At 46.4% G+C, this 18,413-nt stretch carries 14 protein-coding genes and 1 riboswitch; of the genes, 5 read left to right on the top strand and 9 right to left on the bottom strand.

Going from position 1 to position 18,413, the window contains the following annotated elements:
* Positions 1 to 364: 364 nt before the first annotated feature.
* From AC6ESP_RS28990 to AC6ESP_RS28980, 3 genes are all read right to left on the bottom strand, one after another.
* Positions 365 to 1,552, bottom strand: coding sequence for a YecA family protein (locus AC6ESP_RS28990; RefSeq protein WP_497100256.1), 1,188 nt, complete (start codon positions 1,550 to 1,552; stop codon positions 365 to 367).
* A gap of 26 nt (positions 1,553 to 1,578) precedes the next feature.
* Positions 1,579 to 2,139, bottom strand: coding sequence for an SLOG family protein (locus AC6ESP_RS28985; RefSeq protein WP_497100255.1), 561 nt, complete (start codon positions 2,137 to 2,139; stop codon positions 1,579 to 1,581).
* Positions 2,140 to 2,307: 168 nt separating this feature from the next.
* The gene (locus AC6ESP_RS28980; RefSeq protein ID WP_497100254.1) at positions 2,308 to 6,432 is read right to left on the bottom strand and encodes a choice-of-anchor I family protein; all 4,125 of its coding nucleotides are present in this window, start codon (positions 6,430 to 6,432) and stop codon (positions 2,308 to 2,310) included.
* Positions 6,433 to 6,720: 288 nt separating this feature from the next.
* On the opposite strand from AC6ESP_RS28980, the gene uraA reads away from it, so the two are divergent.
* A complete protein-coding gene (gene uraA, locus AC6ESP_RS28975; protein ID WP_497100253.1) occupies positions 6,721 to 8,025 on the top strand; it encodes a uracil permease in 1,305 nt (434 codons plus the stop codon).
* 118 nt (positions 8,026 to 8,143) lie between these two features.
* Here uraA and AC6ESP_RS28970 read toward each other — a convergent pair whose 3' ends face one another.
* The 4 genes from AC6ESP_RS28970 to AC6ESP_RS28955 are packed head-to-tail and all read right to left on the bottom strand — an operon-like array spanning position 8,144 to position 12,772.
* On the bottom strand, positions 8,144 to 8,767 hold the full coding sequence (locus tag AC6ESP_RS28970; protein ID WP_497100252.1) for a metallophosphoesterase: 624 nt from the start codon (positions 8,765 to 8,767) through the stop codon (positions 8,144 to 8,146).
* A gap of 17 nt (positions 8,768 to 8,784) precedes the next feature.
* Entirely contained in the window at positions 8,785 to 9,981 is a 1,197-nt protein-coding gene (locus tag AC6ESP_RS28965; RefSeq protein WP_497100251.1) for an ABC transporter ATP-binding protein, read from the bottom strand.
* Entirely contained in the window at positions 9,978 to 11,663 is a 1,686-nt protein-coding gene (locus AC6ESP_RS28960; RefSeq protein ID WP_497100250.1) for an ABC transporter permease, read from the bottom strand. Before AC6ESP_RS28960 ends, AC6ESP_RS28965 begins: the two co-directional genes overlap by 4 nt.
* Positions 11,663 to 12,772 (bottom strand): extracellular solute-binding protein, encoded by a 1,110-nt coding sequence (locus AC6ESP_RS28955; protein WP_497100248.1) that lies wholly within the window; start codon positions 12,770 to 12,772, stop codon positions 11,663 to 11,665. Before AC6ESP_RS28955 ends, AC6ESP_RS28960 begins: the two co-directional genes overlap by 1 nt.
* 171 nt (positions 12,773 to 12,943) lie before the next feature.
* On the opposite strand from AC6ESP_RS28955, the gene AC6ESP_RS28950 reads away from it, so the two are divergent.
* The 3 genes from AC6ESP_RS28950 (at position 12,944) to AC6ESP_RS28940 (ending at position 14,957) form a co-directional block, all read left to right on the top strand.
* Positions 12,944 to 13,837, top strand: a complete 894-nt coding sequence (locus AC6ESP_RS28950; protein WP_497100247.1) for a LysR family transcriptional regulator — start codon at positions 12,944 to 12,946, stop codon at positions 13,835 to 13,837.
* A gap of 69 nt (positions 13,838 to 13,906) precedes the next feature.
* Positions 13,907 to 13,991, top strand: a riboswitch (ZMP/ZTP riboswitch).
* Positions 13,992 to 14,094: 103 nt separating this feature from the next.
* Positions 14,095 to 14,814 (top strand): tetrahydrofolate dehydrogenase/cyclohydrolase catalytic domain-containing protein, encoded by a 720-nt coding sequence (locus AC6ESP_RS28945; protein WP_497100246.1) that lies wholly within the window; start codon positions 14,095 to 14,097, stop codon positions 14,812 to 14,814.
* Positions 14,703 to 14,957 carry a cyclodeaminase/cyclohydrolase family protein gene (locus tag AC6ESP_RS28940; protein ID WP_497100245.1) on the top strand — a complete coding sequence of 85 codons (255 nt, stop codon included), beginning with the start codon at positions 14,703 to 14,705 and terminating at the stop codon, positions 14,955 to 14,957. Before AC6ESP_RS28945 ends, AC6ESP_RS28940 begins: the two co-directional genes overlap by 112 nt.
* Positions 14,958 to 15,003: 46 nt before the next feature.
* Here AC6ESP_RS28940 and AC6ESP_RS28935 read toward each other — a convergent pair whose 3' ends face one another.
* Both AC6ESP_RS28935 and AC6ESP_RS28930 read right to left on the bottom strand, forming a co-directional pair.
* Complete coding sequence (locus tag AC6ESP_RS28935; RefSeq protein WP_497100244.1) at positions 15,004 to 15,672, bottom strand: pectate lyase; 669 nt, start codon at positions 15,670 to 15,672, stop codon at positions 15,004 to 15,006.
* Between the two features lie 267 nt (positions 15,673 to 15,939).
* Positions 15,940 to 17,109 carry a copper amine oxidase N-terminal domain-containing protein gene (locus tag AC6ESP_RS28930; RefSeq protein WP_497100243.1) on the bottom strand — a complete coding sequence of 390 codons (1,170 nt, stop codon included), beginning with the start codon at positions 17,107 to 17,109 and terminating at the stop codon, positions 15,940 to 15,942.
* Between the two features lie 225 nt (positions 17,110 to 17,334).
* On the opposite strand from AC6ESP_RS28930, the gene AC6ESP_RS28925 reads away from it, so the two are divergent.
* Positions 17,335 to 18,219 carry a CPBP family intramembrane glutamic endopeptidase gene (locus AC6ESP_RS28925; RefSeq protein ID WP_497100242.1) on the top strand — a complete coding sequence of 295 codons (885 nt, stop codon included), beginning with the start codon at positions 17,335 to 17,337 and terminating at the stop codon, positions 18,217 to 18,219.
* The last annotated feature ends 194 nt before the right edge of the window (positions 18,220 to 18,413 follow it).

Here is an 18,413-nt window from a genome sequence, read left to right as displayed (position 1 = left end):
AATCTATGGGGCAGTTTCGCTCGTTGTTCAGTTTTCAAAGAACAATCTCATTCGTGTGTTTCGCTTGCCGTCCGCTTGTTTCTCTCGGCCGGAATTAGAATATACCATAGGGTTTTATAGTTTGGCAACCCCTTTTTATTATTTTTTTAAATTTATTTTATAGATCAATAACGTCTAATGTCTCCTTTAATGAAGGAAAAGTTTCAAAGAGCAATATTATATTCTAGAATTACTTTTAAGTCGGCATAAGAATACTCACAAAAAATGACAATATTTATTTTTTAAATATTCTGACTTTTTAGCCTAAACAAAGACCACCACAAAACACTGAGGTATATTAGGTCTTTGCAGCAATCCTTGTATATCACCTGCCACAGCACTTCTTGTATTTTTTCCCGCTTCCACAAGTGCAAGCTTCATTCCTTCCTATCTTCCGCTCCTTACTTGTAAAGGGTATGACATTGGATTTGCTGACTTGAACTGAGTTAGCATAGTTGTTATTAGTGGATTCGTGCGCCGCACGCAGCTCTAATGGCGTATAGCCTTTCAACGCCCATTGCTTAGTATTGTTTACAAGCTGCACTAAAATATCTACAAGTTGCTCGAGCATAGCTCTACTGCTGAATTCCAGCTGCTCTTCCAGTAAAGTCACGAGTTCAGATAGGGCCTGGCCGTTCTGAATTGCATATACGCACTCCTCTGCAATATCGACAGCCTCGTCCTTTTCCATACTATAGTAGTGAAGAAGGAAGCTAACTAAAGCATCAAAGCTCTCATTTCGTTCAATATAATTAGGGGCAGCGGCATCAAGCAATTGCTTTTTTGTAAAAGGAAAGTAAGGAACCTGACCTCTTATAAGCTGCTCTTGCTGCACATCCCTTGGTTCTTGCACGTTAAAGTCAGAATATCCTATCTTATCGGGTCCGAAGCCGCAATAGGGCATTTTCTGAATAAGAAGTTCCATATAAGCTAGCTTGTCTACCTCTTCGCCCGTATACAATTGTATAAACTCTATAAGCTGCGACTGCGTTAATGTGCCGTAATAGAATAGCAGTCCTTTCGTTAAGCGATACCATTCCGTATTGATACGAATCCTCTCTTGATACGGCGAGTCATTCATATGCTCAAAGGCTTCACCTATCACATGAGGCAGCGCAACAACCTTTTTCCCATCAACTGTACCCGTAAATGCCATTCCACGCTCTCTTACATATTTGAGCAGGGCAGGATCTATTTTATCCGCAGTCATATAGCCGTTCTTCTTAATGAGCCTTGTCAGTAGATTGTACTGCTCCTGATCCATGGACTGGAAGGATCGCTCTAGGTGATTAGGTATCGCTTCTTGAAGTCCCTCCACTAACTCCTTTTTCTTCAATCCACTTAATCCGTTAATTCTCAGTTCTCTCCTGATATGATCAAGATCGTCCTTAGTTAAGCTCGATAATCCATCCGACAAACTGATGGGCAAGCTCATACCTCTCCAATACTTGTCCAACTGTTTATTACCATTTAATAATTGATTAAGCCCCTTTTTCCTAGCGTACTGATTCATCGTATCTTCCTCCAGCCCTTATGTAATCAATAATCAAAAGAATAACGATTCTCCTCATCGGCAATATTCTGAATATCCTCCGCACCGATGCTGATGAACCGATAGCCATCTTCATTATGCTTCTTCATGGCCCGCTCCTTGACGAACTTTGCACTGCTCTCCGCTGAATCCTCATCATAGAACAATAGAATGCCATCTGTCTTGCGGAATAACAGTTCATCTCTCGCTTGGAACTGCCAAGGCCCAACATAAGACTGATTGCTGACAGCTCCATAATAATCAACCTGCTCCACTATTCCTTTGTAGTAGGTTTGGGTCTCTTCCTTCCACTTCTCCTCTGGGTTACTGAAGGCGGTAATAATCGACAGCTTCAGCTGAGGGTACTGCGCTTTAAGCTCAATCACCGTCTCGCATGCCCAAAGGTCCGCACCCAATTGTCCTGGCGTAATCACCCATTCAAGCCCCTCTTCAATTAGAGGGATAAGCTTCCCTTCAATCGCCTTTTTGATATAGGGAATATTTTTGTTTTTCTGATCGAATATTTGCAGCTCATGCGAGCGGTAGCCGGTCACGAGAAGATTTTTCATATTGGCTAAGCTCAGCCCTTTCCTGTTCTATCTGTAGTTATCACTATAACAGGACATTGAGCAGAACGATAGGCGTGCAGTCAGCCGAGCTCTAGCCAAGCGTTAATATAAAAAAACCACACCCACCCTCCAATATTACGGAAGAGGTAGATGTGGTCCTGATTACCATTAAGCCATCAGCTGAATAAGCTTAGCTAGCATTTTGGCTGCTTCCTCACGAGTTGCAAGATCCTTCGGAGCAAAATAATTTCCGGTCTTGCCGTTGATGATACCCGCTTGCTGTACGAGGGCTGCCGCTTCCTTTGCAAAAGTATCAATCGATGATGCATCCACAAACGCCACTGGTGCTGTATTAGCTGGCAGTGTATAACCCACCACTTCTGTGAATCTTACAATCATGGCAACTAGCTGCTCACGTGTAATATTCGCTTTAGGATTGAACTTGTCGTTACCTACACCTGATGTGATCCCCTTCTCAGAAGCCCATTCAACAGACTTGGCATAGTAGTCGGAGGCCGACACATCCGAGAAGCTCGATGTACTGTAGCTGTCCAATGGAGCGTTAGCTATTCTAGCCAGAATAAGCGTGAAGTCCGCTCTTGTCATGTTCGCCTTCGGAGCGAATTGTTCATTGCCAAGTCCTCCGATTATATTTCTGGCTGCCAGATAGGCAATGGAATCCTTCGCAAAGCTGCCCGCTGTATCATTAAATTGCTTATGATTATAGCCAACCGCATAGGTCGAGAAATGGTTCACAGTGAATACTAATTGGCCAGAGCTTGCATCATATACACTGTTAGGAACAGCTGTAATACTGCCGTCTCCTGCAATATAGTAGATTAGAACAGCCTGTGGGTCTTCACCCGCTTGCAGCACATATGGGATGCTGACACGAGCTTTTCCGCCATTCAGATTCGAGATAACTGTGCTTCCCGACTTTACATTCAGCTCGTATACAGGATGATTACCGACGAAAGCCTTTCCTTCATCAGACAGCTTGCTCGTATCTGTCTTGGTCACTTCTACCGACAACTCTCCACTGCCTGCAGCAGAGATCAATGTATCGATAGCCTTCGCATCAAACGAAACGTCTCCCAGCCCTACATTAACGCTTAATGACGCTAGCTCTGCAGCAGCCAGCTTCGCAACGGCCTCCTTCTCGAAGGTAATCCGTGTTGTCTCATTCGCCGTATTCGATTGCACCGTGAATGCAAGGGCTCCTTGTTTGCCGCTAGAAGCCTTCTCTAGAGCAGCAAGAGCTGCTGTCATCTGGCTAGCTGTAACTGCTGCCGATGAGCTGCCGCTGCCATTGTCAACTACATCAATCTTCGTTACAGCCTTCACAACATCTCCATCCACAATGCTAATGGCATCATTCTCAGGAGCTGGGGTTGGAGTAGGTGTTGGCGTCACCGGAACCTCCGTGCTGCCGCCTGAAGCTTTAACCGTTACTACCGTTTCTGCTAACCCGAAGCCATCTGCGCTGATCGCGCTAATAGTAGCTGTTCCTGCCGATACAGCTGTCACGTTGCCTTCGGCATCCACGCTTGCTACAGCGGAATTCGATGTCCTCCATTCAACCGTCGCCGAGCTTCCGCCAGCAGGCTGAACAGTCGCGGTAAGCTTGGATGAAGCACTGCCAACCTTCATAGACAGAGTCGATTGATCCATGGTGACTTTCGTTACATCCAATTGATATACCCCTACTTTGCCGCCTACCTCATAGGCTACTAATAAGAGCGGCATGCCTGTCGGACTAATGCTTGCTGGAATAAACTCGAGACCTTCCGGACCTGTGTCAGTGTCTAGATTATCCTTGCCATCAGCGTCCTTGAACACACGGGTATTCGTGTAATTAGCAAAAGCCGGGTTTGCAGGATCGGTCACATCATAGGTCATGAAACCGCCAATACGTTCGAGTCCGATGAATGCCAGCACTTTATTGCCTACTTTTCCCGTCTTAATATCTTCAGGCTCAGGTCCTTTCTTAGCGCTTCGATCATCTAACGCTGTCTTGCTGTTGCTCGTATTAAAGTAAGCGGGAATACGTGCTGCGGTTATCGCTTCAAAATCACTTCCGCTATCATAAACCTGCTGCATCGTCGTGGCATTCCAGATAGAGAAGGATCTGCCACCATACATATATATGCCGTCATTCCCCATATCAGTTGCTACTTCAATGGCATCATAGGCTGTCTTTCCATTCAGGAATTTCGCTGCTTCAGAATCAGGGTCAAGGCTTCCTTTGAGCGCGCCAATGGTGCTGCCATTGGTTCGATTAGGCCACTCCGTCACATCACCTTCATTAGCGGTGAATAGATAGGTTTGTCCATTAATAGTATGGGATGCAATGCCATCTGGCATGTACATGCCTTTGAATGGCACATTCTCCAGCTTGATTGCGCCGTCCTTGACGAGATCAAGCGCATTAGCTGTTTCGTTGTAATCTTTTAGGCCGAGAGCCTTAACAGCAACAACTGTGTTCTTCACAATATCGATAACAGCAATCGCATTGTTCTCTTGCATGGAAACATAGGCAGTCTGGTTATCCTCAGATAGCGTAATGTACTCAGGCTCCAGATCATAGATAGCATCTGCTTTCGTTCCGCTAGTCTTGATCTTCCCATCCACAGGATCTGCTTGCCCACGAATATGCACGCCATCCTCAATAACCGACGGGTCATCGAACAATACATGCTTGACGGTCCCCAGAACGGTGTCTACGATTGTAACACTGCCCATTGGATCGGTTGTACCGGTGCGCGGCTCAGCCTCATCTGCCGTAATAATATATCTGCCATCCGTTGTCGACTTAATCATATCCGGCTGCACGCCAGCTGTATAAGAATGAAGCAGGTTGCCATCGTAGTCGAGAACGAGTATTTTACCAGGCTTAAGGGAATCAGCTTCTTGAACGGACACGGATATACGCTTCGTTGTCGTGTTAACATCCACGCTGGTTAAGTCACCGTATACGAAGCCATCCGTCTCAGCGAGAGGTTGAACGAGTATCGTCTTCTCTTTTGACAATTGGCCATTCCCGCTTCCCAGACTTACAATATCGAGACTAGGAGGATTCCCAGAGCCATTCACTAGATAGAACTTGTCATTGTCTTTGTTGAATTTAACAATCTCCGCAACACCGCCGTCCTTATTGGATAAGCCGACGGCATACTCTCCGATTTTGCTAATAGTCAGAGTATCGTTATATTCCACTCCCGGTACTGCTTCATGAACTGTTAAGCTAAAAGACTTGTCCACACTTATTGGCGTTCCAGCGGTACTATCTGTTGCTGTAATCGTGATAACTGCCTCGGTAACAGCTTCTGTTGGCGTGCCTGACAGAACACCAGTTGCCGACAGGCTTAAGCCTTCTGGCAAGCCTGCTGCGGTAAAGCTGTAAGGTGCTGTTCCGCCAGAAGCTGTAATTGCCGCAGAATAAGGAGAGCCGTTATTACCATCTGCTAGAGCATCCGTATTGATAACTAGCGGCTGCGCAATATCAGGGCCCCATGCTCCATCTGCACCGCTCCGTGGTACTGCTGCTGCCAAGCTCGCTCCTGTTGCTGCTTCATAATCAACTTGTTTGAAATCCGCTTTATTGTTATCCGTGTCAGTGAACTCACTGCGACGGACTGCCTTTTTCTTCGATGTGCCTTCCGCAGAGCCTGTAGGATAATCCGTTTCGAAGCCATCTATATTGCTTCCACTATCGTTGCTGCCTGTACCGATCATATCTACGTAGCCTTCTCGCTTCGTTCCATACGGATTCGCATCTGTCAGCAGCGTCTGGTTGCTCATTAGCGCCACTTTGAGTCCTTTATTATTAATGAATCGACCATCCCAAGACTGATCGCCTTTGTCAGACAAGTCGACCTTTGGGCTAGCTGAACCTGTTGGCGCTCCCTTAACCAAATAGGAGGAATGCGCTTTAATTGTTCCTGTCAGATCCAGCTTCTGCCAAGGCAATGTCGCTCCTGTCGTTGCATTCGAGCCGCGATCCGCATACTGCAGTGACCAGCCCGTAAGATCGATATCGCTTGCAGTAGGATTGTATAGCTCTATAAAGCCATGAGACAGCAGAATAGAAGAATCAGAGGTTAGACCCCCGCCATACACTTGATTGATAACGACATGGGGAACCGTAACATCATAAGCATGCTCTACTGTGTAAGGCGTCCCGCTAATTGGAGATTCCGCGGCCATTACAACAGGTACACCTGCCAGCATAGTGCTTGCAGTAATTTCTGCTGCCAGCAGCAAGGATAATAACCTCTTACTATAAATCTTCAATTCGTCTCACTCCTAAAGATTTAGTTACTAGAATTGTATAGAGCATTTATTCGGGGATGATTAAAAATTGGGTTAAGGTTTTGTAAAAGCAAGCTCGGTTCATAGACATCTATCTAGTCGTCATGAAATGCAAATATGGTAATCGGGTCACCATATGCACTGTAATCAGCTTTGAAAACGCTAAATTGTTTAAGAAAGCACTTGCCAAACCGATACTGAGTAGGTAGAATCGACAAGGATATTTATGATGTACAACTTAGATTGAACGTAATGGAGGAAAGCTTCAGCATGAAACGAGAAATTGGAGTTACTGAAAGACCCCCGATGGGCATGAGCCTCATGCTTAGCATCCAGCATTTGTTCGCTATGTTCGGCTCAACCGTGCTTGTACCTAACTTGCTTGGTGTTGACCCGGCCATATGTTTGTTAATGAACGGTATCGGTACACTGCTATATTTGTTCATTTGTAAGGGTAAAATTCCCGCCTATCTAGGATCAAGCTTCGCGTTCATTGCACCTGCCGGTACTGTGATTGCCCAATACGCTTCTCCAACGGAAGGTTACGCAGCTGCTCTAGGCGGATTCATTCTATCGGGGCTCGTATTCACAATTGTCGCCTTAATCATACAAGTTGCCGGCACGGGTTGGATTCATGTCTTGTTCCCTCCGGCAGCAATGGGCGCCATCGTCGCTGTTATCGGATTGGAATTGATACCGACAGCTGCAGGGATGGCAGGCTGGATCAAGCCTCCAGCTGCGGGGCCTGAGGTTGTCTGGACGCCCGATTCTGGAGCCATTACGATATCCGTTATAACGCTGGCCGTTACCATCTTCGGCTCTGTGCTGTTCCGTGGATTCATGCGCATCATCCCAATCTTGTTCGGAATCGTGACGGGATACCTCCTCGCTTACTTTATGGGCTATGCAGATTTCGAAGCTGCCGGGGCTAGCAGTTGGCTGAAGGCGCCAACCTTCACATTGCCTACGTTCGAATTGGCGGCTATTCTGACGATCGTCCCCGCTTCACTTGTCGTTATTGCTGAGCATATCGGGCATCTGATCGTAACAGGGAATATCGTCAATAAGGATCTTTCCAAAGATCCGGGTCTTCATCGTTCTATGCTGGGCAATGGGATATCCACAATGCTCTCTGGCTTCGTAGGATCTACCCCCAACACAACATACGGGGAGAATATTGGTGTACTCGCAATTACACGGGTGTATTCAACCTTTGTCATCGGTGGGGCTGCTGTCATTGCGATCATACTCTCCTTCCTTGGTAAATTCTCTGCTCTCATCGCCGGTATTCCATTAGCAGTAATGGGCGGGGTGTCGCTGCTGCTGTTCGGTGTTATCGCTGCATCAGGATTGCGTATGCTCGTAGAGTCCAAGGTGGATTACAGCAAGCCAACTAATCTGTATTTGACTACAATCGTACTAGTAACCGGATTAAGCGGTGCTAAAATTTCAATGGGCGACTTCTCCCTATCAGGAATGGCGCTTGCCACAGTTGTCGCTATCGTGCTTAGCCTGCTGTTCAAGCTATTTGAAGTAACGAGGCTGTCCAACGATGAGGAAGCTAAGAGTCATTAACGCTTATTTAAATATCATTAAAATAGGAGGCTTCCCTTAAGATCATTCATACTGGTCTTGGGAAAGCCTCCTTTTTGTTGTTATCCATGCACCGTTCAGCTTAAGTCTTCTTACTCCATCATCTTAAAGCTTCAGCTGATCGAGAATAGCTAATCCGATTGTGTACATCGAGCAGTGTGAGACGATGTCCATGCTTAGCACCTGTATCAATCCCGATTCTCCCGCAGCCGAACCAGATATCGCCCGGCCTTGCACCTAGCTTAAAAGTAGGCGTATGTCCAAAAACTACGGTTTGACTGGTGTCTAGAGCACCCTCTAGAAAATCCTCTCTTATTTCCGTCAAATCATGCAGAGACTGGCATTCAAGCGGTGTTCCTGGTCTTATCCCCGCATGAACGAACAAATATCCCTCTTGTTCTATATACAAGGGCAGCTCGGAGATCCATTCGAGAGATTCAGCAAGCTGCTGATCGATTACTTTGAAGGTCTCAAACCGCTTAATTAGCATAATCTCATGATTGCCAGGCAGCGCCTTAGCTCCATCCTTAACGAGCTTTCGTATTCGCTCAAGCGTTGCATATGTGTCAGGAAAAGCTGCATCAATGTAATCGCCCAACAAGAGAAGCTGGTCTCTATGTGGCTGGTAGTGAGCATCCTCAAGCAGCTGTTGAAGAAGCTCGCCATGACCATGAATGTCAGAAATCGCTAGTAATCGTGAAGTATTGCGTTCAGTAGCGGCCAATACAATCGTCTGCCTTTCTATGAATCCATTGGAAATAAGTAAGCAACTGACTCTGGGATTGCAACGAATTGCCTTGTTCCCTGCTCTAGCGGCGCTTCTTGCAGCAGGAACAGCTTTTGTCCGCAATCAGTTATGACCGCTGAACGCCAGTTATTGCCTTCAAATATACTTCGGAGCACCGTTACCGGCAAAACATTGTTATCCTCTATGCTGGCAACGTCCGATATAATCGCAACGTCCTCAGGTCTGAACAGCATTTCTCCTTCAACAGCACTCGGAGATTGGCTTATCTCGTACTTAGGAGGCAATACCCCCTTCAAATATTGGCCTTCGGTGCCAAGCTCCAAGGAGGCTTGACGGCCATTCCAGATCAGCTTGCCCTTAAGGTTATTAATCGCACCGAGTAAGGATGCCGATTGACGGCTGGCAGGGTGTCGGAAGCATTGTTGCGGCGTGCCAATCTGGTCGATGCGTCCTGCTCGCATAATAAGAAGCCGATCTGCCATTGCAAAGGCCTCTTCGGGATCATGAGTGACATGGAACACACTCGTCCCAAGCTCTCGGAATAATAAAGCCATCTCCGTTCTCATCTCCACGCGAAGCCGCATATCGAGATTGGATAATGGTTCGTCCAGCAGCAGAAGCTGTGGCCGGGTCGCAAGGGCACGAGCGATGCCGACACGCTGCTGCTGACCTCCAGATAACTGTGGCGGAAGTCGCTTCTCGAGTCCTGAGAGCTGTAGAAGCTCTAACAGCTCACGAACTCTACCATCCATGTCGGAGCGAGGCATGCGTTGTCTTCGAAGTCCGTAAGCAATATTCTCGTACACACTCAAATGCGGCCATAGGGCATAATCTTGGAAAACCATATTAACGCCCCGCTTTTCAGGAGGAAGCAATGTACGGGAAGAAGCGATAAGCTCTCCGTTCAACAGCAGCTCTCCCCCGTCTGGCTTCGTCAGTCCAGCTATTACCTGCAGCAGCGTCGACTTCCCACAGCCTGAAGGTCCAAGCACACTAATAATTTCACCAGGCTGCATATCAAATGAAATGCCCTGCAGAGCCTGAAAGGAGCCATAATTCCTGACCAGATGACGTGCTTGGAGAAGAGGTACCCCTTCTCCTGCTGTAGAAGATCCTGTTACTGGAGCAGGCTTCTTCACAAGCGCTTGGTCTGGAAGCGGTCTGCTCGGCACTATGGCTGTCTGACTCATACACGTACCTCCTTACGGCGGAGCAGCAGCTCCAGCACCATAATAATTAGAATAACGATACCTGATCCGAACACGGTAGCGGCAGACGCATAACCGAAGTTCAAATCCTCGAATGCTTTATTGATCGTAACAGGGAGCGTAATGAAATTTGGAGGGAATAAGATCGAATTCACCGCTAGATCAAAGACGCCAGAACCGAATGCAGCTAATCCTGCTGAGAGCAGCGCACCTCGGATTAGCGGCACCAGGATGATTCTCATGCGAGCGGCGAAAGATCCTCCCTGCAGCTGTGCTGCCGTCAATTGGCTAGCTGGCACTTTGGCCATCGCTCCAACGATAACCCGAGTAATAACTGGAATAGCCCCAGCTACGGAAGCCAGAATAAGAATCCATGGTGTACCATATAGCAGCAACCCTATAGGCTCCAGCCATTGCTGGTTCCAGACGAATATATATCCAATCCCAAGCACAACACCTGGAACAGCAAGCGTTATAATCGACACAGTCTCAATAAACCGCTTAAACCTAAATTGCGAGTAAGTAAGTACATAGGCAACTGCAACACCCGCTGCCAATCCAAGAATAGCTGCTGCCGAAGCAATGAGTAAGGAATGTCCCAGCCCTTCCAGCAGCTTATTAGAATCAGAGAACAGTGACGCATAATGCTGTAGAGTCAGATTATCCAGCGTCATCCCGCCGCTCTGCGTCTTCGCAAGCGACATCCAGACATTCGCCCCAATAGGAATAGCAATGACTATCGCAAGAAATAATAGATTGCCTGTTGTCAGCACGTACTTCCATTTGCCTGACGGCTTAGGTACAGACTTGACAGCCCTACTCGTCAGAAAGTCGAACCGAGAACGCCTTAGTGCATAGAACTGCAGCAGCATAGCCGCTCCAATTAAGAGCACCAAATAGAAGGACAGCACACCTGCCATATCGAAGCGAATCGGCGAGGTATAAATAGCAGAATAGATCGAATACGGAAGCGTTGGGAACCGATAGACAGCCGCAATGGATGCCGGAAGTCCGAAATCGCCAATCGTATCCATGAATACAAGCGCAGCTCCAGCTAAGAATGCCGGAAGCAGCAGTGGTGCTTGGATAGTACGCCATACCGCCAGCGGTGAAGCGCCACTCAGCCTTGCCGCCTGTGAGAGGGAATCCACCCTCCATTCCATCGCTGAATATACACTTAGATAGGCAAGCGGGAACTTGCTTAATGTCATAATGGCGATTAGCCCCGCTGGCTGAAACACTGCCTTGCTCACCCATTGTGAACCGAATAAATCTACCGCCAATCCCCCAGGAGCTGCGAACATAACCCAGCCCTGAGCAAGAATAAAGGATGGTGTAATGAGAAGAATCCATACGGCGGCATCCAGAAGCTTCGCTGTCGGGAATGACCAGCTTGCTCTTAGCATGGCCAGAGCCCCTCCCATCATTGTAGCGATGACCGTCGTGCCGCTCGCAAGCAGAATTGAATTCTCCAGTGACTTCTGCCATAAGGGCCGATGGAATATTTCCAGCAGTAAGCGCCAATCCCCGAATTTCAGACTTCCGAAGAAAATCCCTGGCAGCAGCACCTGTACGATGACTGCCGCCAATGGATATAACACGAGTAAGATAAGGACGATGCTTACTGACCATCCAAGACGCCCGTCCAGTGATCGAAGCTTCATTACTTCACCGATTGGTCAGAGAACCATTGCTTAATCTCCGCTTCATGCTCGGAAGCCCAATCTGCCTCAGCAGCTACCAATTTCGCATTCTGTGCGCGATCTGACTTAGCATTCACACCCGTTATGGAAGGCTCAAAATAGCTTTCCTCTCCCTCATCAATTAAAGCTTGCTGTGTAGTAGGATCAAGGATGAACTCAACAAACGCTTTGGCAGCATCAAGGTTAGGGGTGTCCTTCTGAATAGCTGCTACACGTACGGAGGCTGGTGCTCCTTCTTCAGGCCAAATAATCTCGATTGGCTCCCCGCTGTTCTTCATTGCATATGCATTACTTTCTTGAAGAGCAGCCAACTTGATTTCTCCACCTGAGAGAGCTTTAACGACATTTGGATTTTTCGGATATACGCTTAGACCGTTACCCATAAGGGATTCGAAATAGCTTTTTCCGCCATCCATTCCCTGCTCTTGGAAGAACCAAGCTACGAATGGATAAGCAGGAGCTGCGATTGCTGGATCTGCCATACCGATCATTTTTGCATATTTACTATCTGCAAGCTCTTTCCATGTCTTCGGAGCATCCTCCGCTTTAACTTCATTCGTGTTATATACGATGATTCCCGAAGCATGTGCACCTGTCGGATAATAAGCTCCATTAGCAGGGATAAATGATTTGGCGAATTCGGTTAGCCCTGCTGCATTAGCAGGCTCCCAGCCTTCCAGCAATTGACCTTGCTGACCAAGCGCATTAATCGACGGCATAGCATCCATCCACACAACATCCCAGTGAGGGTTACCCTTCTCAGCTTCGATACGGGACATGATTTCTGCTCCATTGCCCGTAACAAGCTCAAGCGTGTAGCCTGTCGCTTCTTCGAACATTGGTTTAATGATCTCGTCGAAGTCATTCAAGTAGACCGTGAGCGTTCCTTTATCCTCAGGCTGTGTTTCCTCAGGAGCCTGTGTAGCAGTCGTATTAGCGGCACCTGCATTTTTATCCGTATTCCCCGTATTTGTTGTATTCGTCGTGTTCGCCTGACCGCATGCCGTTACAATCATCAGCATTGCCGTTACAGTTAGCAATCCAAGCTTGCCTGTTACTCGTTTCATCATTAAAGTTGTCCCTCCACCTTTTATTTTGCTTCCTGAATACAACTTTAATCGAGAAATGTAAGACAGGCGTTAACGCTAAGCTTAGATATTGTTAAATATCATCTATATATATTGATGAATTCATTGAATCTATCTATATTAAATAAGAACAGCAATGGGGAGATGATACAGATGAACGTACAGCAGCTAAAAGTATTCATGGAAGCTTGCAGCTCCAGAACGCTAATGGAAGCGGCAGACAAGCTTGGACTCAAGCAGCCCACAGTCAGCTTTCATATCCGCAAGCTTGAAGAAGAGCTTGGTCTCAAACTATTCCACAAGCATGCCAGAAGTCTACATCCAACAGATATGGCAGCAGATCTGCTTCCATATGCCCGGCGTATTGTAGCTTTAATGGACGATGCCCGATCCATAATGAATGAGAAGAAGGAACTAAGTGAAGGAAGATTAAAGCTAGGGGCCAGCTATACTCCGGCTACTTATTTCATGCCGCCTCATCTAGCTGCATTCGGCAAGCTGCAACCGAGAGTTCGGCTGCAGCTTACGGTAAAAAAAGCCGATAGTGTGCTCGGCATGCTGCGTAATTATGAGATAGATGTAGCTGTTGTCTCTCTGCCTCTAGCGCCCGTCGAGGGATTAATCGTACTGCCGCTTATAGAAGATGAGCTGAAGCTTCTGCTCTCACCCGAGCATCCGCTTGCTGCCTCCGGGGAACTAAGCGAGTGTGACTTGCAAGGTCAAACCTTTCTCCTGCATGAAGCGGGAACTACATCAAGAAAGCTCACTGATGAATGGGCGGATAGTATCGGCCTCAGCTGGCAATCTGTTATGGAGCTGGGAGCGATTGAGACTATTAAAGAAGCGGTGAAATGTAATATTGGTGTTGGTGTACTGCCCAAAAGAAGTGTCCTTCGTGAGGTAAGCTCGGGGGATCTCATCATGACGGAGCTGCCACGGTATACCAATCGTCGGCATATTTGTCTGGTTTATCGTGACGAGGAGCAGCTGGCCCCGCATGTGCGTTCATTCATCACCTTTATAGCACAGGTTGAGAAGCTGTATTGACAGAACTGTATGATCGCCAATCGTTCATATGGACATTGCACATTTGCCTTTGATATAATGCAATCAAATAAAGCTGCTTGTGACTGGCGAAATCAGTGGAATGAACCACGAGGGAGCATGCAGTTGGACCGTACTGTTCGCCTGTGAAAAGCACTTGCCTTGTCGACTCATATAATGAGTCCTTGGCAAATGCTTTTTTTGTTTATATGCATGCCATAGTCTCTATTCACTTAATCAGAATCAGGGAGGCAACTGAGATGACCATTGTAATGAAAGCACGGGAAGCGGCTGATCAAGCTTACGAGGCCATTAAGCTTCAAGTAACAGATTGGAATACGCAAGGTATTCACCCCCCGCTCGCTTCGATTATAGTCGAAGGAGACCCAGCCTCTGCTTATTATGCTCGTACGAAGCAGAAGTTCGCAGAAAAGCTAGGTATCTCTTATCAGCTTCATTCGTTCGCAAGTAATGTTCCTGAGCAGGATATTATTGCTCTTATTGCCAGACTGAATGCAGGCAATGCGGTGCATGGCATTATGCTGGAGCTGCCTTTACCGGGGCATATATCCACCTCTACAGTTGAGTCCTCGATTACTCCAACCAAAGATATTGATGGTGTGACCCCAAGCAACAAACTTGCCACCATGACCGGCGGCACTGGTCTCTACCCTGCAACCCCACAGGCCTGCATCAGATTGCTTAAGCATTATGGCTATTCCCTTGAAGGTCAGATCGTTACCCTAATCGGAAGAGACCAGACTGTCGGTCTGCCCCTGTTCCACATGCTTCAGAGAGAAAATGCGACCGTCACCGTCTGCCACTCTCGCACGACTAAATACCAATTCGAATCATTGAGCTTTGCCACATGGGGATTCAATATACAGCCGCCATTGCGCAATCCTCCAATAATAACGTCGTCTCCGACCTTGGTATCGGAGCGATCCTGTTCGATGCTGCCGCACAATCTGCCATGCTAACTGTAGAGATCAATCTTGCAGCTCTTAAGGACTTGCAAGTGAAGGAGCGTTATACCGAGCATGCCGCATCATTCATCAAAGAAATTGAGGTTATTAGAAGCGAAGTTATATTTACTGTAAGAAAAAGAGTACGACGCGCATAGTAGTTAACATGAGAGGCGAGCCAAGACGGCCCGCCTGCTATTGCAGCTAATATTGTGTGTTGCCTGATTGACTCGTTTTACCTGATGCGAACCCTTTGAACAGGGTAGGTACGCCTGAATATTTGGTATTCGTTATTTTACCTGTACTGGTGCTGCTGTCTGTTCTAAATATAGAATCCTTCACTTTGGATATATCCGAATTGTCTAATGTCATTACGACTTTGAAGGATGAGCTGCCATTCTGCCGAACCAGCTTGCCAATATCATTTGCTTTGAAGTTTTTAATATTAATCGTCCCGGCAGCATTCATCTGGAACACCTTGTCATACGCCTTGTAAGCGGCACCTCCAGTAATATTGACGATTCCTGTGGCTTTCAGCGTCAAAGCATCCTCACCGACATCCTGCCAAGTGACGTTCGTGATGTTACAGTTGCCATAGCAGTGGACTCCGTCAGCCGCTGGTGCCCCAATAATAACGTTCTTGAGTGTAGCTCCTGCTTCAAGTCGGAATATCGGCTTCTGATTCTCAGCCTGACTGCCATCTCCTAGTGTGCTTGCATTCGCGATAAAGGTCTGCCCTTGTCCGTCGTAAGTCTGGCCAGCGGGAACTACAATGGTTGCATTAACAGTAGTTGCTGCATGAGCTGGTACGGCAAATACGGATGACAATAAGGTGAGAGACAGCATGAGGCTTAGTACTCTTTTCCTCTTCATAAATAACCATTCCCTTCGGCATATGAATCTTATTTCGGATACAAACCGATGTGCACCTCCGCTTGCATCTAGCTACAGATTAGCAGTCCACATGCATAACAGGAATAATCATTATTCCAGATATTTCAATTACATGGTGTATTTTAACAAACTAATTAACGAAATAGGAATACACAGAGCCAATCTCTGCTATCTGAGCATAAAAAAGCGATGCAAGACAAACTTGCACCGCGATAATCTTAATAGGTCTTCAATAAGCAGACTTCCTTATTTCCGTTTCCAATACGTGCCGTCTGAATAGGCGACTTTATCGATTTGAATATTCTTGAGTATAGTCGTTGAATCGTACATAGATAAGCTCCATGTGAAGCTATACGATTCTCCGCTATCCACACTTGTAGCATTGGCCCTTGCATAGAAACGATTGCTGCTCGAGAAAAGTCCATTCACTTTATCTCCATAGGGATCATAGCAGCTGAAAGACAGCTCGAACGAAATGATTCTCTTCTCTGTCAGATTGGTAAACCCAATGTTCGCCTCAGGATCACCAAGCACATCGTATGAGATATTGTAGCCCTCTACTAGCAATGGAACATTCTTATTCTTAACTAGCGCCTGCTTTAGTGTTTTTTTATATTCGGCTACTAGCGTGTCATAGTATTTTCTCATACTCTCTTCAAAGCTTCCGTTAAGATAGGAATCATCGGACTTCTTGAACGCTTTGCTGGTAGTCTCCTGCTCATCTTGAGTAATACTCTGGATAGCTCTGCCGAAGAACATATACTCGTCGTAATCCACCTCTACTGTGTCGCCAGCTGCTGCATCAGAATGCTCGAAGACACCCTTCTGCCCCGCATTCAAAGTGACGGAATAATCAACTGTATAGGTAGAGTCATCTTTATATAAATACTCCACATAGTTAAGAGTCATCGCGCTCTTCCCTAGGTTCTTAACTGTCGTATTTGTAACTTGTAATGGAAGGCCGGTATAGTATTTGCTTTTTTCTTTGGCTGCTTTCTTGATGCTTATCTGCTTTCCCTTCGCTTCCATTGAGGCGCCGACACTATCTAGCAGAAAACGAAGAGGAACCATGATTCTTCCATTCTTCTCTACTGCGGGAGTTCCTAGAAATACAGAAGTACCATTGGCTGTCGCCGTTGGGGCACCCAGTACAATGGCTACCGTGATCTCACCATTCGTCCCAATAATTCTTTTATTGCCTTTATCCCAGCTGAAGGTTAGCCCTAAGCCTTCTATAGTCTCTCTTGCCGATACAAGAGTCGTCCCATTCTCCGTAATTGGAGCTTGCGCGTACTTAACCTTGACCCCATTAATGTAGACGGTCGTTGTCTCTTTAGGCTGTGCAGCCATTGTCATTCCCGGCACTGACAACAGGATAACAAAAGCCATGATGAATGCCGTAATTGAATGTCGCATTAATAATTCCCCTTTAACATATAGTATGGATGAATATCCCAATCTTCTAGCAGAGGTAATTATATTATATTTTTACTATTAAAAATACTTTTTTCTACATTTAGCCTTCCAAATCGACAATATAACAATTTTCTAGTTCTTCATCCAAAACATATATGATTGTGTTATAATCAGGAAATGCGATTTCATATGGTCATTATTGGAAATTAAAAAGATATGGAGAAGGTGAATAGCATTAAAACAGCAGCAGGTGTTATTGGTAAACTTTTATTAAGCTTTGCGATTGTGCTAGGCATTATTATGGTTGTCGCAGTTGTGTACACTGTCTTAGCCATCGCTACAGGGGACAACCTCAACGAGCTAACCTCATCTATTGAAGCGAGTACATGGCTTAACTATGTACAATTTATCGCATTTATAGCTGTATCTTTGTCCATGTATGCTTGGTTTGAACGTAAAAAAGGCTGGTCTCTAGGAATCAAACAGCCACAAGCCATTGCGCTTACCCTTCACGGCCTCTTAGCTGGCATTGTTCTAATCTCTCTGGCTTCCGTAATCATCTGGCTGGTAGGCTCTATAAGCTGGGAGCTGGCTGAATTCAATCAGGAATTAATCGTATCCTTGCTAGGAGGAACTCTCCTCTTCGTTGGAGTCGCCTTATCTGAGGAAATATTCAGCCGTGGCTATGTGCAAGGTCTACTGCGGTATCACTATGGCCCTACTGTCGCAATTATCGTTAGTTCAGTACTGTTCTCACTTATGCACAGTATGAATCCCGCAGTATTCAGTTCACCATTCCCGATTCTGAACATTATCCTTGCAGGAGTAATTATGGCTGTAGCCCGTGAATTAACCGGAGGCATATGGTGGCCAGTCGGATTACATTTGACGTGGAACTTCTTCCAGGGCTACGTATATGGATTCCAAGTATCTGGCACAGACCCTGTCCCTTCCGTCCTACGAGCAACGGATAACGGCCCTTCTGCCATTTCTGGCGGCGCCTTCGGGGCTGAAGGCAGCCTAGTTTCTTCAATCGTTCTTCTGGCTGGCATAGCGGTTGTATACTACCTCTACAGAGGTAAGAACCGCACTGCCGATCAATCGTATTAATACAAAAAAACGTTGGGAGCATTCCCCAACGTTTTTTTGTTGCTTGTTAAGCTCCTAGAAATAAAAAAAACCTTTGATCAACAGAGGCCACTGAAGAACTTGTAGTTTTTCGGATTAGCTAAGTGACACGAATAAAAAGACGGCTCTCACCCCCAGTTTTTGGGAATAGAGCCGTCTTTTTTAATCTAAATAAG

The organism is Paenibacillus xinjiangensis, from assembly GCF_059686975.1.
This window is presented reverse-complemented; position numbering and strand designations above follow the sequence as displayed.